17 protein-coding genes are annotated in these 16289 nt (G+C 34.3%); 16 read left to right on the forward strand and 1 reads right to left on the reverse strand.

The genetic code is table 11. From position 1 onward, the window contains the following. Positions 1-86: 86 nt before the first annotated feature. From AC3IS5_RS09960 to AC3IS5_RS10000, 9 genes are all read left to right on the forward strand, one after another. On the forward strand, positions 87-1544 hold the full coding sequence (locus AC3IS5_RS09960; protein ID WP_489427663.1) for a serine hydrolase domain-containing protein: 1458 nt from the start codon (positions 87-89) through the stop codon (positions 1542-1544). A 153-nt stretch (positions 1545-1697) separates the two neighbouring features. Beyond that, positions 1698-2009, forward strand: a complete 312-nt coding sequence (locus AC3IS5_RS09965) for an inner-membrane translocator (protein ID WP_489427664.1) — start codon at positions 1698-1700, stop codon at positions 2007-2009. Between the two features lie 232 nt (positions 2010-2241). Beyond that, the gene (locus tag AC3IS5_RS09970) at positions 2242-2679 is read left to right on the forward strand and encodes a GNAT family N-acetyltransferase (protein ID WP_489427665.1); all 438 of its coding nucleotides are present in this window, start codon (positions 2242-2244) and stop codon (positions 2677-2679) included. A gap of 92 nt (positions 2680-2771) precedes the next feature. Beyond that, positions 2772-3260 carry a hypothetical protein gene (locus AC3IS5_RS09975; RefSeq protein WP_489427666.1) on the forward strand — a complete coding sequence of 163 codons (489 nt, stop codon included), beginning with the start codon at positions 2772-2774 and terminating at the stop codon, positions 3258-3260. A gap of 208 nt (positions 3261-3468) precedes the next feature. Further along, positions 3469-4428: a phosphotransferase enzyme family protein gene (locus AC3IS5_RS09980; RefSeq protein WP_489427667.1), complete on the forward strand. Its 960-nt coding sequence runs from the start codon at positions 3469-3471 to the stop codon at positions 4426-4428. 104 nt (positions 4429-4532) lie between these two features. Further along, on the forward strand, positions 4533-5042 hold the full coding sequence (locus AC3IS5_RS09985) for a GNAT family N-acetyltransferase (RefSeq protein ID WP_489427668.1): 510 nt from the start codon (positions 4533-4535) through the stop codon (positions 5040-5042). 251 nt (positions 5043-5293) lie between these two features. Next, positions 5294-6091, forward strand: a complete 798-nt coding sequence (locus AC3IS5_RS09990; protein ID WP_489427669.1) for an alpha/beta hydrolase family protein — start codon at positions 5294-5296, stop codon at positions 6089-6091. A 154-nt stretch (positions 6092-6245) separates the two neighbouring features. Then, complete coding sequence (locus AC3IS5_RS09995) at positions 6246-6728, forward strand: RNA polymerase sigma factor (protein WP_034290651.1); 483 nt, start codon at positions 6246-6248, stop codon at positions 6726-6728. A 4-nt stretch (positions 6729-6732) separates the two neighbouring features. After that, positions 6733-7395 (forward strand): zf-HC2 domain-containing protein, encoded by a 663-nt coding sequence (locus AC3IS5_RS10000; protein WP_489427670.1) that lies wholly within the window; start codon positions 6733-6735, stop codon positions 7393-7395. A gap of 423 nt (positions 7396-7818) precedes the next feature. Here AC3IS5_RS10000 and AC3IS5_RS10005 read toward each other — a convergent pair whose 3' ends face one another. Further along, positions 7819-8688, reverse strand: a complete 870-nt coding sequence (locus AC3IS5_RS10005; protein ID WP_489427671.1) for a polysaccharide deacetylase family protein — start codon at positions 8686-8688, stop codon at positions 7819-7821. A gap of 246 nt (positions 8689-8934) precedes the next feature. Between AC3IS5_RS10005 and AC3IS5_RS10010 the strand changes: the two genes are divergently transcribed. The 7 genes from AC3IS5_RS10010 (at position 8935) to AC3IS5_RS10040 (ending at position 16049) form a co-directional block, all read left to right on the forward strand. After that, positions 8935-9318 carry a hypothetical protein gene (locus tag AC3IS5_RS10010; protein WP_489427672.1) on the forward strand — a complete coding sequence of 128 codons (384 nt, stop codon included), beginning with the start codon at positions 8935-8937 and terminating at the stop codon, positions 9316-9318. Positions 9319-9600: 282 nt separating this feature from the next. Beyond that, positions 9601-10038, forward strand: coding sequence for a hypothetical protein (locus AC3IS5_RS10015; RefSeq protein WP_489427673.1), 438 nt, complete (start codon positions 9601-9603; stop codon positions 10036-10038). 266 nt (positions 10039-10304) lie between these two features. Beyond that, positions 10305-10787, forward strand: a complete 483-nt coding sequence (locus AC3IS5_RS10020; protein WP_489427674.1) for a hypothetical protein — start codon at positions 10305-10307, stop codon at positions 10785-10787. A 199-nt stretch (positions 10788-10986) separates the two neighbouring features. Beyond that, on the forward strand, positions 10987-12183 hold the full coding sequence (locus tag AC3IS5_RS10025) for a hypothetical protein (RefSeq protein ID WP_489427675.1): 1197 nt from the start codon (positions 10987-10989) through the stop codon (positions 12181-12183). A gap of 73 nt (positions 12184-12256) precedes the next feature. Beyond that, the gene (locus AC3IS5_RS10030; RefSeq protein WP_489427676.1) at positions 12257-13459 is read left to right on the forward strand and encodes a hypothetical protein; all 1203 of its coding nucleotides are present in this window, start codon (positions 12257-12259) and stop codon (positions 13457-13459) included. Positions 13460-13878: 419 nt separating this feature from the next. After that, entirely contained in the window at positions 13879-14415 is a 537-nt protein-coding gene (locus AC3IS5_RS10035) for a helicase (protein ID WP_489427677.1), read from the forward strand. 560 nt (positions 14416-14975) lie between these two features. Further along, positions 14976-16049, forward strand: a complete 1074-nt coding sequence (locus AC3IS5_RS10040; RefSeq protein WP_489427678.1) for a phosphotransferase enzyme family protein — start codon at positions 14976-14978, stop codon at positions 16047-16049. Positions 16050-16289: the final 240 nt, after the last annotated feature.

Below are 16289 nucleotides of genomic sequence, written 5' to 3' on the forward strand. Positions count from 1 at the left end.
TCAGCTTAATGGGGCAAATTATCCATCTTTTGCGAATGGAAGACAGTTGAGGGATTAAATAGTTGAATGAAGAAGGGATAAAGAGTTTGTTCAAAAATAAAAGGTTTATATTTCTTTTAATGTTTATTATTTCTTTTGGTTTGTCGTATGATCCTTTATCAGCCTGGGCTGCTGAATCTTTTAATACAACAAAGGTTGATGAGTATGTTACGAATTATATCGAAAAAAACGGACTGCCAGGTGCAGCTATCGTAATCGTAAAGGATGGGAAGGTACTATATGAAAAAGGATTTGGTCATGATTCTGACGGAAATCCACTGAGCGCAAATTCTACTATGGGTATTGCTTCTGGTACGAAGCCATTTACTGCATTTGCTGTTTTACAATTGGTTGAGGAAGGAAAGATTAAACTGGATGACCCAATTGTAAAGTACCTACCTGAACTAAAACTGGATGATGAGAGGTGGGAACAGGTGACTGTACGTCAACTGTTGAGTCATACATCCGGACTACCAAATCCTACTATTGTAGCCCCATCGAATACCTTAAAAGAAGGTGTAGGACGTCTTCATGATTGGAAACTACAATCCAGTCCGGGTGAAAAATATTTATATAGTAATGCAAACTACTGGACATTAGCATATTTAGTAGAAAAAAATAGTGGGATGGAGTTTAATGATTACCTAACACAGAATGTGTTCTCACCGCTTGGCATGAACGACTCCATCTCAGTTGTTAACTCTAGGGATATTGCGAAAAAATTAGAAATACCTCGAGGATATGTCTCGTTATATGGTACGGCAATGCCATGGACCGAGCTTGAACAAATGCTCAGTGGTTCAGGTAGTATCTTTACGACAGCTAGTGATATGGGAAAATGGTTATCTATGCATACTAACGAGGGAAAAAATGAAAAAGGAGAACAATTAATATCACAAGAGTTACTGAAAGAGTCATATTCACCACAATATGGAATTAAAAAATATGGACTTGGCTGGTCACTTAGCTCTCCAAATATTAAGCCAGCTCGCATTTCTCATAGCGGTTCAAAATCTACTTTTCAATCTCAACAAGATATCGTTCCAAGTAGTGGCTATGCAGTTGCAGTTTTACTCAATAGTTTCACCACTACATTCGAACATCCATATGAGATTAGCACTGGAATTATACAATTAACTGAGGGACATGAACCCGAATTAAAATCTCCAACACCTAAAATAATTGATTTATCACTTGGTGTGATCACATTGATTTACTTGATGTTAGGAATCAGAGGCATACTAAGAAGTAAAATATGGACGGATAAACGTAAACAGCATCGAGCTTGGAGATTCTGTCTGCGTTTAATACCGCAATTGGTGCCTGTCGTGGGTATCGGATGGTTATTATTTGTTGTTCCAACATTAAAAAATAACAGTTCAACCATAATAGATGCATTCGGTCTTTGGCCAGCTGCGATGATCTTTTTGGCGATCGTTTTCATCATTGGATTGGTACTCACAATTTTGAGAATCTATTATCGAATAAGGATAATTAAAAATTGAAGATTGTGAAGAATTTTACTTAAAGTAACGGGGTGCGTTAATTAAAGATCATTGAGTTGCATATGCAGCTCTTTTTTTATTGAACTAACGAAGCAGAATAGTTCAACAAGGATAATGGGCATTTATGGTAAAATAAAATGAAGGAGAGGTATTATGGAAGGTTTAATTTTGGTATTGTATATCTTAATTTTAATATCACTTAATGTTGTCTTCTTTAAATTGTTTTTAAAAGGAAAATTAAATCTTATGGTATCAGGTATCATTATGATGGTACTTGCTCCAGAGATCGGTTTTTCAAGTGGTGCTTTACTTCTTCATTTTTATGATTGGGGTTCTGGAGGAACAGGGGAAGGTGCAGGCTATGGTGGAGCATTTTTAGGACTTATAACATTAGCTAATGGGGTTCTCATTCTGGTGATTGGGGTTATAAGGTGGATTTTAAATTTCGTAAAAAAAGTGAAGTGATGATTCGTTATTCAAGTAACGTGGGCTTTAGTTGAAGAACATTGAGCTACTTAGACAGCCCTTTTTTCTTATTGAACTAACGGATCAGTGTTAATTGAATAAAGGAATATTATTTCTTATATAGAATTGTAACTACAAACATATGTTTAGGTACTTATTTAGATATTTGGAGAGCTTCATCTTTAACTGTCTTGAAAGACTTAAAGTCAGAAGATTATATGGAGGTGTATATATGGAAATTGAAATTAGAAAAGTACAGCAAACGGATTACGATGATTTAGTAGGATTAATGGAGGAATTAGGATATCCAACTACTATTGAGGAATTAACGATACGCTTTGAAACGCTTCAAGCTGATTCAAATTATCAAGCATTAGTAGCTATAAGAGAAAATCAAATACTTGGATTTGCTGGTTTATGTAAAGCCTTAGCTTATGAATTTAACGGTACATATGTCCGTTTACTTGCATTTGTTGTTAGTTCAAATATAAGAAAAACAGGAATAGGTACGCTACTTTTAAAAGCCTGTGAAAATTGGGCAATTGAGCAAGGTGCAGGCTTGATTACTTTGAATAGTGGCAATCGAGAAGAACGTCAATCAGCTCATACCTTTTATAAAAACAATGGCTACATTGGGAAAAGTACAGGGTTTTCAAAAAAAATAGTATAATTTTTGTAAGCGATTGTTCAATTAGAGCAATCGCTTATTGAACTAAAGGGGCAGGTTAATGGAAGAGAAATAATTGTAAAGGATGAGAAAATTTGAAGAAGAAACATTGGGTTACTGTTCTAATTTTAGTATTAACTTTTGGTGGTGTTTATTCATTTGTGCTATTTAATCCACCTTTGGAAATAGGTACGCTTGGTACAGCTGTTGGTAATAAATCAGTTGTTATTGGAATTGGTAATAAAGGCTTTCGTGAAGTGAAAATATTAGAAGTATCAGTAAATAATAATGAAAAGCCATCAAAAACAAAAGTACAAGTTAGTAATGCTTTACAAGGTTTCATCATAACGGATGATTATAATAATAATGAGTCAAAAAAATATGGTTTTAAGAATCTAGAGGATCTATCAATTAAGGCAGACACTTCTCCTGCCGCTACCTATAAAAAATTAGATGATGGCACTGCTTCAAAAAAGGATGAAATCTATGGGATTAGTGTTTTTCATAGTAAAGCAATCAATCAGGTTATAATAAAGTATAGCTATTTTGGAATTCCATTTAATAAAACTGTGTTGTTCAACTAACGTGGCAGGTTAGTTCAATAGCGTTGTTTAATTTGTGTTCAACAATCGGGCCATTTAATGGAATATTGCATTCAAACATAAATTGGATAATTTGTGATATAGTTTACATATTAACTGTAACTAGTTAGTTAACTTAAACCATTAGCGAAGTAAAAACGAAAAAACTTGGTTAAAAATAATATACTTATTTAGACGGGAGATAGCTGTTATGGAACAAAAAATACTAGAATTGCTCAACGGAATATATCCAGTGGATTTTATTAAAGTTGAAGCAGTAACAAATGAAATGTTTCGGTGTACCGCAAAACAAGGTGAATACTTTGCAAGAATTACAAACTACAAAGGTTATGATGAACAATTAGAAGAGGTTACATATACAAACTACCTACATAAAGAAGGACTAGGTTTATCACCTGCAATAGTTTCAATAAATGGTAAAGAGGTAGAAAAGATAACCTTTAATAACAAGGAAGTATTAACTGTTCTTTATGAATCTGCTGCTGGTAAACACTTATCAAGAAATCAATGGAATGCTAATGTTTTAAAAGAGTTAGGCAGGCAAATTGGTAAATTACATCGCCTCTCTAGAAAATTTGAAGAGATAAATCCGACTAGATATATCAATGATTGGTATCAAAATGAGGAATATGCTTTCTTGAAATATATTCCTGAGGAAGAGACTACGATTAGAGCTGTTGCACAAGAAATTTTAACAAAGATAAAAAAAATCCCAAAAGACAATTCCAATTATGGATTGTTACACGGTGACTTATGGTTAGAGAATATATTGGTAGATCATGATTTAAAACTGTCAATGGTTGATTTTCAAGATTGTGAGAAGAATTTTTATATCTTTGATTTAGCTGTTCCAATATATAGTGCGATAGAGTATTCATTTGTCGGTGGTGGGAACATCATTGAATATGGAAGAGGTATTACAAAAGCAATCATCGAGGGATACCAAGAGGAAAACGATCTCCCAAAGGAAATGTTGGAAAAACTCCCCTTATTTATAAAACTAAAAGAAGTCTTTGAGTATAGCTTAATGCATATGTACTGGAATAAAGAAAAGTTAACTGAAGAACAGATAAGAATAATGAACCATTTTAGAATGAGAATTGAAAAAGATCATTCTTTCTTTGACACAAACGTTTTGTTATTAAACTAAACTTAATCTTCCGCAAACGGGCTCAATTCTTGAAGATGAATTGTGCCTTTTTCAGCAATAGGCCATTTTGCGGCAAAAAAAATTAAAAGCAAAGGGTGGGCATTTTGAAGATAATCGAGACGGAACGATTATACCTTAGAGAGTTAAAAATGGACGATCATAACGAATTATCGAAAGTGCTTTCCGACCCAGAGTCTATGCAATATTACCCTCATCCCTTTAACCAAGAAGAGGTTAAAAATTGGATCAAATGGAATGAGAAAAATTATAAGCAATTTAATCACGGACTATGGGCAGTTGTTTTAAAAGAAGGGGATACATTTATCGGTGATTGTGGAATAACAATGCAGAACATCGATGGTGTAAGGTTACCTGAAATTGGGTTTCACATTATTAAAGAGTATTGGAATAAGGGATATGCCACAGAAGCAGCGTCTGCTTGTAAGGAATATGCATTTAATGTTCTGGGCTATTCCGAAATATTTTCATATACGACCTTAAAAAATATTCCATCACAAAAAGTTGCGGAAAAAATCGGGATGGAAACTTATAAGTTTTTTGAGAAGAATGGTGAACAACAAATCGTTCAAGTTGCATACAAAAATAAAGCGTGATGAATATTAGTAAATCATTAGCTATTATTCCAGAAAAGGGCGCGATTGTTGAATAAGCTTCACTTTTCTTCTTCAACGAACGGGTGCTTTAGTAGAAGATCTAAGAGCTGTTCAGATAGCTCTTTTTTTTTTCATATTCAACTAAGGGAGAAGTTATTTTAACAAGAAGGAGATGTGATTCTCCTTGTTGAATTAAATTAGCATGGTTTAGAAGAATATAGTCACTTATTATAGTGAAAGGGGTTTTTATATTGACAGAAGCTTTTCATATACAATATGGAGATCATCCATCCCAATTCGGTGTATTGCGTATGCCAGAGTTGCCTGGACTTAGTCCAGTAGTTATAACGATTCATGGTGGTTTTTGGCAATCGAAGTACGACCTTGAAGAAAATACCCTTCTTAATGAAGATTTGAATAGTCGTGGTTATGCTACTTGGAATATAGAGTACCGTCGAGTCGGAGAAGATGGTGGAGGTTGGACAGGAACATTTATTGATGTTATAGATGCTGTAAATCATCTCACACAGCTTGAGGAACGCTTTCAGCTCGATCTCTCTCGAGTTGTTATCCTAGGGCATTCAGCAGGAGGACACTTGGCTCTCTGGTTAGCCTCTCGAGTTAACAAAGATCAAGCGGACGAAATGGGTAATACTCTACTTGTACCTATACAAAGTATAATAAGTTTGGCAGGGGTTTCGGATCTGAGGAAGATGTGGGAAATACATGATGAAAAAGGAATGAATAGTCACGTAGCTTCTTTTATTGGCGGCTCACCTCAAGAAGTATCTGAACGTTATAGTTTAGCTTCACCGATAGAACTATTGCCTTTGAATATCGAGCAAATTTTAATTCATGGTGAATTAGACCGCCATGTTCCGGTTGATTTGAGTGTTAACTATCATCGTAGGGCTATTGAACAGGGTGATAAAGTTCGTTTGATAGTACTTCCAGAAGTGGAACATTTTATGGTTATCAATCCATCTTCATCGGCATGGGAGTCAGTAATCAATTCATTGGAAACTTCAAAAGAAAGTTCACATTCTTGAACTAGCAGGTGCATTAGCAAAAGATTATTGAGCTGTTTAGACAGCTCTTTTTTTCAACTATAAAAATGCAGTTTTTTTATTAAAAAATGTTGTAACGAAATCAATAATTTTGTGATACATAGGTAAATGGCCAGACGGAAAAGGGAGGGTGGCAGTGGATAAGGACAATATATACCAAGATTATGGGGATTTTATTTTTAAATACTTGTTAACTTTGACAAACAACCTTGATTTAGCAGAGGAGCTAACTCAAGAAACATTTTATCAAGCGATTAAATCCATTAATAACTTTCACGATAATGGTAAAGCCAAGTTTTCCACGTGGCTCTGTGCAATTGCTAAAAACGTATGGCTGCAAGAATTAAACCATAAAAATAAAAACCAACAATTGAAGGACTCACTAAAAAGTGAAAGCACAACATTTTACGACTTGGAAGATGAGTATATAAAAAACGAGGATAAAGTTATGTTTTTTAAAAAGGCTCATCAACTCAGTGAGGATAAACGAGAAATACTTTATTTAAGATTGTTGGGTGACTTATCGTTCAAAGAAATTGGTTCAATTTTTGAAAGGACAGAAAACTGGGCAAGAGTGACTTTTTATAGAGCAAAACTTGAAATCAGAAAGGGTGAGTAGGGTTATGAAACATAGTGTATTTAAGGATTTGGCTCCTGCTTATATTGATAAATTAACAAGTGAAGAAACAAACGAACAGATAGAAAAACATATGGATCAATGTGAAGAATGCCGAAATTATTTAAACGAAATGAAGGGAGATTTATTTTCAGAAGATGAAAATGAGAGAAGAAAAGATAAAAGGAACATTGATTATTTCAAAAAGGTACGCTCCAAAAATAGAAAAAAGATCTTAGTTATCGTATCATCACTACTAGCAATGTTTCTTGTTCTGATAACTGCTTATTACTTTGTGTTTGTAAATATGTGGCAAGCAAGTTCCAGTAATGTTGAAACAAACATTCAGAGTCAGGGCACGATGGCTACGCTCTTATTCAAAGCAAAAAAGGACAATCATTATATAATTTTAACAGATGCAAAAACAGATGAGGGATATACAGATACTATATTTGTGTATGAAAAAAGGAACGATTTCTCTACCTCAGCAAAACTCCTAAAAGATGGGAGTGGCATTTCTTTCACATTTGCAGATGAAAACACATTATTACTGTACAATGGGAAGAAGAAGAAACTAACGGATGAAGATAAGGTAACTATACAATATAAAGATAAAACCGATGTAATACCCATAAAAGATTTATATGATAAAGGTAACGATGCTGAATGATTTAAAAATGGGATAGAAGTTATACCGCAAACGGGCGCGATTGTTGAATAAGCTTCACTTTTCTTGTTCAACTAACGGGGTGCTTTACTTGAAGAACGTTGAGTTGCAAATGCAGCTCTTTTTTCTTTATTGAACTAACGGGGCAGGTTAGTAGAACAAGAAAAATAATAATAGCGACTATATAGAGTGTCAGTAATCAGTGATTGGGGTAGTGATATGGGGAAGAAAATATGGTTATTAATTAATGAGAGTTTGAGTGTCTTAAAAAAAAATACATATTCCCTTTAGCGCGGGGAATATGTCTTCTTTGTCTTTTTTAATGCAATAGATGTGCTTTTTGTAAACATGTTGGTGGTACCCCATATAGTAATACAAAAAAAGCCTTCAAGTAAAAATATTAAAGGTAAATGTAAGAGATACATTCTATTTCTTAAATGGAATATTCAACAATTCTGGAACTGTGACAAATTCATAGCCTTGCTCTTGCAGTTTTGGGATAATTTGGTGAAGTGATTCGATCGTATTCGTTCGATCTCCACCCGATTCTGCCCCATCGTGCATGAGAATAATCGCGCCTGGATGAATGTTGTCTACTACATTCGAAGCAATAACTTCCGGCGGGTCTTCCTGCCAATCCAACGAATCAACCGACCAGGCAATCACGTAATAGTTCATTTCCCTAAGCTTCTCGACTAATTCATTGTATAAGAAGCCATATGGTGGTCTAAATAATTTTGTCCGGTAACCAATAATGTCGTTAAGAGCATCTTCCGTTCTAGTTACTTCCCTCTCTAGGGTTCCGAGGTCGGATTCTTTGACAAGGTTAGGATGGGCGTAGGTATGGTTTCCGATTACATGACCCTCGTTTTGCATTCGCTTGACAATTTCAGGGTTAGCAACGGCTTTTGAACCTAACACGAAGAATGTTGCTGGTACATTGTACTGTTTTAATACATCTAATACATCATTTGAAAAACGTGGATCAGGACCATCATCAAAAGTTAAAGCAACTCGTTTTTGATCAGTAGGACCTTGTAAGAAAAATATTTCTGGATACCGTTGTTGTAAAATTCTTAGGTCAACAGGCTGCAGAGGATCCCGCCCGGAATTTTCAGATCCTCCTTTAAGGTCAGGTAAATCTTCTTCCGGATCATCTCGTAAGTCCGCTTTCAACCATTGCCTCGATACATCTGCCAAGGGTCCCTCATTCGCATAAACAGTCATGATATCTGTTATATGCAAACAAAATAAAAACCCCGTAACCAACAACCACTTGAATATTCGTTCTTTCATCCATTCATCTCCTTTTTATATTGATACCCGTTTTAGCGATGGCTATTCTAACCTGAATGTGTTTTTATTTCTCATAGTTGTTTAGCATAATAAAAATTTCATTTTTTGTTCAACTAACGGTTTTGTTGAACTTATTTAACTAAAGGGGCAGAATAGTTCAATAAGCAAATCCAAAGGTAGGTTAGTTTGAATGCTTAGGAACTTCTAATAAATGATAATCGTATTTATTAGAAAGGAGGTAATTAATTGAAAAAAGTTGGAATTATTTTAGGTTTATTTATAGCCATTATTGCAGTATTCGTATTTATAAATAAATTATATTATCCTTCTCTTCCGATAGATGATATATCTGCAAAAGAAGCGATTGATAAACTGAAGGAATCGGATAGTAAAATAGCTGGTATTGCAGTAGAAGGCGATTCTATTTGGTATATCACAAGTAGTGAGAACAAAGGCATTTCGATTGCTGATGAAAATATAAAACAAATGGTTGTATCAAATGGATGGGAATTTAAACAGAAAGATGGTAGTGGTTTGTTCTTTGAAAAAGATGGAGAAAGATTAATTGCTACTACTCAAATGTGGACTGAAAATTATGTTCTCGTTAAAATTCGAAGTAATTTAAAATAATCTTGAGAGGTTTTTTATTAAGCTATCGGGGAGTATTAGCAAAAGATTATTGAGCTGTTCATACAGCTCTTTTTTTCTTGTTCAACTAAAGGGGCAGATTAGTTGAAGAGTTTTGTTTAATTTGTATTCAACAAACGGGCCATTATATCGATTTAGGAGTAGCATAAAAAATCCTTTTTTATGCAGCTAACAAGTTTTTTTAGAGTCCAGCTATACATTTTAAAAAGAGGTAAATAATATACATATGGTCTTATGAATGATAACTGTACAGGAGGTAATAAGATGAATCATTTACGAGTTATTATTTACATGTGTATATTAGGGATCTTGATATATCCCCAATTATCATTTGCTGAAACAGATGAGGAAGTACCATTTTTAATTAACAATGGGAAATGTCCTAACACGCAAAATTTGGAGCCTGTGAGTTCAGATAAAGGTCTTATAAATGCATTGAACACGATTATTTCTGAGGTTTATAAAAATCAAAATTACAAAGGTTGGAAAGTAGAAACCATAGCACATCTTCCAAAGTCACCACATCTAGAAGATTATTATGCAATGGCTAAAAAATATTGCGGAGAAGAAATAGCTAATAATTCTTGGTTTGTAGAAGTACTATTTCCACAATATTTACCGGCATATGATGCATCACATAGACAAATTTTTGTTACTAAAAACAAACAGGGGCAATGGTTTGCTTGGTTTAGATTTCATTAATGCCTTTTCAGCAAACGAGCGCGATTGTTGAATAAGCTTCACTTTTCTTCTTCAACTAACGGGGTGATTTACTTGAAGGTCATTAAGTTGCATATGCAGCTCTTTTTTCTTTATTGAACTAACAGGGCAGGTTAGTTGAAGAAGAAAATTAGAGTGAAAGTAATTCACAAAAAAAGGAGGTATAAAAGGTGGACTTATTACTCTGGATAACTATTGGTTACATAATAATGGGATTTGTTGTCAATAGTTAAAGGAGGATTTGTTTTATGAAAAGAAAAGCAACATTATTGATCTTATTTCTCTTATTATTAACCGCTTGTAGTAAGTCCAGTAGTGGTGAATTCCTAACTACAAATATGTATACCGAATCATTAAAAGAGGATGAAACATATTATATGGTTAGTGCTATTGAGTGGACAGGTAAAAAACCAGCGGTCATTAATTCCTTGGAGCTAATTAAAGAAGATGGAAAACCTGTATTATTCGAAGACGATGGCATTTCTTATCAATTTTATGGTGCCGATTCTCAAAAGTCGGAAGGAACATATACGCTTGACAATATAGGAGATTTAAAAGATATAGAAGGACTTAAAATCAAAGGTAAGGGGAAAATCGTAATAGGAATGACATTAGGCAAAGTAACCAAAGACAGTAATCGTAAACTCAAAGTGAACTATACGATAAACGGAAAAATCCGAGAGCAAATAATCCTATCCGATACATATAAAGAACTTAGTACAACGAAGTAAGTGATTCTATTAAAGTAGATGACCGAGGAAGTATGTATCATCTATTCCGATATTTAGGTATTATTATAAAAAGGAAGAATATTCCGATATAAGTATATGAAAAGAACAGAAGACGGTTGTGAGGAACACAATCTAACTATATGAATTAACTCTTAATAATAAGAGCTGCTGTATATATTAAATACTAGGAGATGATTAAATGGGAAAATTGAGTAAAAGTGTAATGTTAGGTATGTTAAGTACGGGATTACTATTGTCCAGTACAGTTGCAGTAGGTAATGAATCTACTGTTCAAGCAGCTAGTACTATCAATAATAGTAAGGTAGTAAGTCAAAAAGCGTATGTTTCGTCTGCTAAGAAAAAATTAAGTGTATATAAGAAGAGGTTAGCTGAAAGTACCGCTATATATAAAAAGTATGATTTTTTGGATAAGAATTCAACTCCTATAATAGGTGATTCTAAATATTCCCTAGAAGACTACTACATTGAAGATAGATATTATTATTTAGTTCCAGATTATATAAGTTACGAACGATCAAAGTATATATCTAAATTAGGTGATATAGATAAAATTCACGATATAGACGAAGACAGGTCTAAATATCCATCTAAAAAGACACTTGATGCAATCAAAAAAGTAGAGTCAGAGTTAAAAAAGAAGAAAGTAGATAGAAAAAAGGTAGATAGTCTTCTAAACCATATAAAATCGTTTTCAGGCAGTGCATTCGAAAATTATAGGTATAACTTAGTATTGAAAGTTGAATATGACACAAAAGAACTGAATTTCTTATACAGTGAAATGAACGGTGGAAATGATGTAAGAAGTAATGTAGTAAAGAAGTTCACTCCTACTGAATTAGATTATATTAAGCTTATTGAAAGTAAACGTGTGGAATTAACTTCCCTGAATACTCGCTATTTGGAAACAAGGAATTCCATTGAAAATCGTACGGAGGAATTAGAGAACTATACAAAATTAAATCAATACGGGAAATACCTTAAAGGGCTTGTATATGATACAAGTGTATATAGTAAATTAACTGTCAAACAGAGGGAGAATGTAACTGCCGCACTTGATTGTTATAGACATACGAGAACTGGATTGATGAATAATGGTATATACAGTGAAGATGATATAAGTAAAAGAAAAGAAGATATGCTAAAAAGAACCGAAGAATACTACGAGGCATACTCAAAAGCCTCTGAAGAGGTAAAAAATACGAACGGTAAGAAGAGCGGTAAGATTGATATATACAACAAAGCTGCTACCGACATGGCGTTTAACATACAACTGGCTAATGATACTTACGATCATTGGAACAAGGTAACGAGTACAGAACCTATTCAAACTATGTCATCGCTATTGAAAAAAGTAGGAATGGATATGGAAGAATAAAGAGGAGATAAAAACAACCAAAAACCACTAATGCGGAACGAGAGCTGATTTATATTAAGAAGGAGATGATACAATGGGGAAATTTAGTAAAAGCGTTTTGTTAGGAGTATTAAGTACGGGAATACTGTTATCGAGTGTAGTTGTAGAAAGTCCTACATCTACAGTTCAAGCAGCTAGTACTATTAGCAATAAGGTAGTAAGTCAAAAAGCGTATATTTCGTCTGTTAACAAAAAAATCGATCTATATAAGAAACGTATAAAAGAAAATGAGGTTCAATATCAAATATTTTATGGTATGCAAAAGGATTTGAAACCTCTGCATAAAAAAGTATTCAGTAAAATACCAAAGGTAGATATAAACAGGGGAGAAAAGTATTACACCGAACTTACACCGTATGACAGCTTTGAAAAATCGAAATATTTATATAGAGTAAATAATGTAGGTTCTATTAGTAGAAACCAATCATTCGCAGATCAAAATAAGAAATACCCGACAAAACGAGTAACTGATGAATTCAAGATAATTGAGAAGGAACTAAAGAAGAAAAAAATTAATAGAACAAAAGTAGATCGACATTTGAACATTGCAAGATCAATGATACATTCGTCCGGTTCATCCATAAAAGGGATGAATACAGCAACTTCACGAACTACCTTTTATATAAAAGAATTGAATTTCATGCATAGTGAACTGTTTGGTGGAGACGCTAAACGTAGTAATGTCGTAAAGAAATTTACTCCTGCCGAGTTACATTATATTGATTATATGTATAGATCTGGTAGAAACCTATCATATAGATACGAGAGTGCTATAAAGTCTATTACGAGTATGGATGAATTAGAGAACTATACAAAATTGAACAAATACGGTGAATACCTAAACGATATAGTAAACGATGATGACGTATACAGTAAATTAAGTGTAAAACAACGAGATTACGTAAGTTCCGCACTTAAGTATTATGAAGATGCTAGAGATGAACTGATAAAGAATGGTATATACAGTGAGGAAGATATAAGTAAAAGAAAAGAAGAGGTATTAAAAAGAATAGACGCTTATACTGCCCAAAATTCTAAAGCGGTCGATGTAGTTGTAAAAACGTTCGGTAAGACAAGCGGTAAAATTGATATTTACATCAAATCGTCAACTGACGTGACCTCGAGTGTAATCATGATGGAAGCTATGATTGACAATTGGCACAAAGCATTTAGCGACCAACCGATTAAATCTATCTCTTGGAACTTGGAAAAAGTAGGACTGGCTATGGAAGACTAATAGAAGATAAAAATAAACTTAAAAACCACAAAGAATAATAATTTCTCTGTGATTTTTATGATTATTTTACTTGTTAATCCACAGTGTGTGCAACTGTAATTTAATCAAACTGTATTACTAAGCTACAATAACTTTATAAAAAGATTAAAAAAAATCACCTCTTGAGTTTTTCTTAGAGGTGATTTTTTTATTGGATATTTATGTTAAAATCAATGTAAAGCTTGTAAAGAAATGTACTTAAACAAACGGGTGCTTTACTTGAAGATCATTGAGTTGCATATGCAGCTCTTTTTTTCTTATTGAACTAACGAGGCAGGTAAGTTGAAGAAGGAACTTATGGGAAATTGTAGTATATTAAAAACAGTCCATTATATCGGTTTTACAGCTTTTATATCCAAAATTGTTAGGAGTGACTACGAATGCGTATCGGAAATGAGAAAATATATCTCAATTGTCCAATTGTATCCAGATCAGTAGAAGTTGGTGGACTTACGAAATCGCAGCTTATTCAGAAATTGCAACAACACTCTATTTTGATAAATGAGTATGGGGAGAGGCTGATAGCTGATGATAAATTTACGACTTCTGATACAAAGTACAGCCTGCAGACCGTTGAATTAACCGTTAGCGATCTTGGCTTTCCTAATGGAGCTAATACGACTCAGATTTTTAAAAGAGCGAGCAATCTTGGTTTGGAATTGTGTCCGCTTGAGCTAGGAGCTCACCTAAGACTGGGGTATTTGGATCAGCCTGAAGGTTATTCGGGGAATTCTTTACAGCATCAAGCTCCATCAGGCTCAATCACAATAGCATCGGAGATACTAACTGAAGACGATGATTTTCCGAAGGGCTTTTATCTTAGACGAATAAATGGAGTATTGTGGCTTCGTGGATACCGTGCTGATCATCTGCACGTATGGAATCATGATGATCATTTTATATTTTGCCAAACTTGAAGAAGTGAGAAATTATCAGAGTAACAAATGGCACCTTACAAGACAAACTACTAATGGACTCATGTTAGAAAAAGTAATGTCCACTTTTATTCAACTAAAGGGGTAGTTTAGTGGAATAACAAGGTTTTTTTGGAAAGGTGTTGAATAAGTTAAAGCATTTAAACTTTTGAACAAAAGTGAAGGCGTTCTAAGGGTGCTTTACTTTCGGCTGGGACAGGCACTTTTATATTGAACTAACAAGAAGGTTTGTTGAACAAGAAGTTGGAGGGATAAGATGAAAGAATGGTTTGGTTCCGCAACAATTTGTATTAATGAGGACAAAGAAGTTTTAATAGTAAAAAGCAGCTGCTGCTACGGAAAGTCAAGTAATTCAGGCGATTAATATGGCCGTATCTGTAATGTAAACTAAAAAAGTACCCGAGCAATTATTGGTTAAAAGGTTAAATGAAATTACTGAAGGTAAGTTTATAAGTTAAGTTTCTTAAACATGAGTCTTGAAATATAGCAATATAGACAAACACCCGCCTTGGGTGAAAATGAAGTCAGTTGGAGGAGATATTATGAATCATAATGAAGTTGCTGAAATATACGAAGCTTATTTAAGTCCACTAGTATCAGAGTTGTACGAGTTGGAAGACTATGAAACAGGTCTAATTAATGCTCATGCCGGAGGACGGAATGTCGTTTATAACTGTGAGAAAGAGGGCGCTAGTGCAAAAATACTCAGAATCGCCTATTTAAATGACAGGAGCCGAGAGGATTTGTTGGGCGAAGTTGAATATATCCAATATTTATTCGAGCATGGCGGTAGTGTCTCGAATGTGATCAGCTCCCGGAAGGGGAATCTACTGGAAGAGATCACTCATAATAATCGCACCTTTTTTGTCTGCCTGTTCGAAAAGGCTAGGGGAAAAATGCTTGTAGAAAATCATTATCAGTATCGCGAAGGAGTTCCTATTACGGAATACTATTATAACTGCGGTAAAGTTCTCGGGAAGCTGCACCAATTGTCGAAAGGCTATGCTCCTGTTCATCGCCGGTATAGTTTCTTTGATAAATACAATGTCGAGTATATCGATAATCTGATACCGGGTACGTTACCATTGCTTAAGGAGAAGATGGTAGAGCTTCTTAAAACCTTAGAAGGATTGGACAAGAACTCTGAGTCTTTCGGTATGGTACATTTCGATTACAATGATGGTAATTATATGATTGACTTTGATACCGGACAAATCACTGTATTTGATTTCGATAACTCTTGTTTCTGTTGGTATATGTATGACTTGGCGAATGTCTGGATGCTCGGATTGGGCTGGATACAATTCGAACCAGATGCCGTTAAACGAAAAGACTTTATGGATGATTATTTCAAAACAGTACTCGAGGGATATACATCTGAGACCAAAATCGAAAATTCGATGTTGAATAATTTGTCCTTATTTATCCAAATTATCCTCATGGAAAATATTATAGATGCAGTCGAGGTTATGCGGAACAACGGTGAAGAGCTGAAGTGCGATGAGGAGTTGTCATATAGCATAAAATGCCTCGAAGAAGATATCCCGTATAAGGGATTTTTTCATGAAGTTTTCTCGTGCGAAGAACCTTTCGAGTGTGAGGAACGAAATATTTAATCCACCAATTTCCGAGGATGACGACGGTGTATCGTCATCTTCAAGTTTCTATTCTTGTTTGGCTGCTTCCACATATAAAATTATTAACGACTTTCGGGAAGTGGTTGGAAAATCTCGGTATTTTTTGTCAAATACTGGAACAAGAGATGGCGGAAGTGGTAAATTCTAATGGCATTAATCAGATGCAGTCATAGACGGTCTTATTTATGGTATACACCTAGCCGAATTAGTGCGGTTTTA

This window comes from Viridibacillus sp. KH_047, assembly GCF_057838945.1.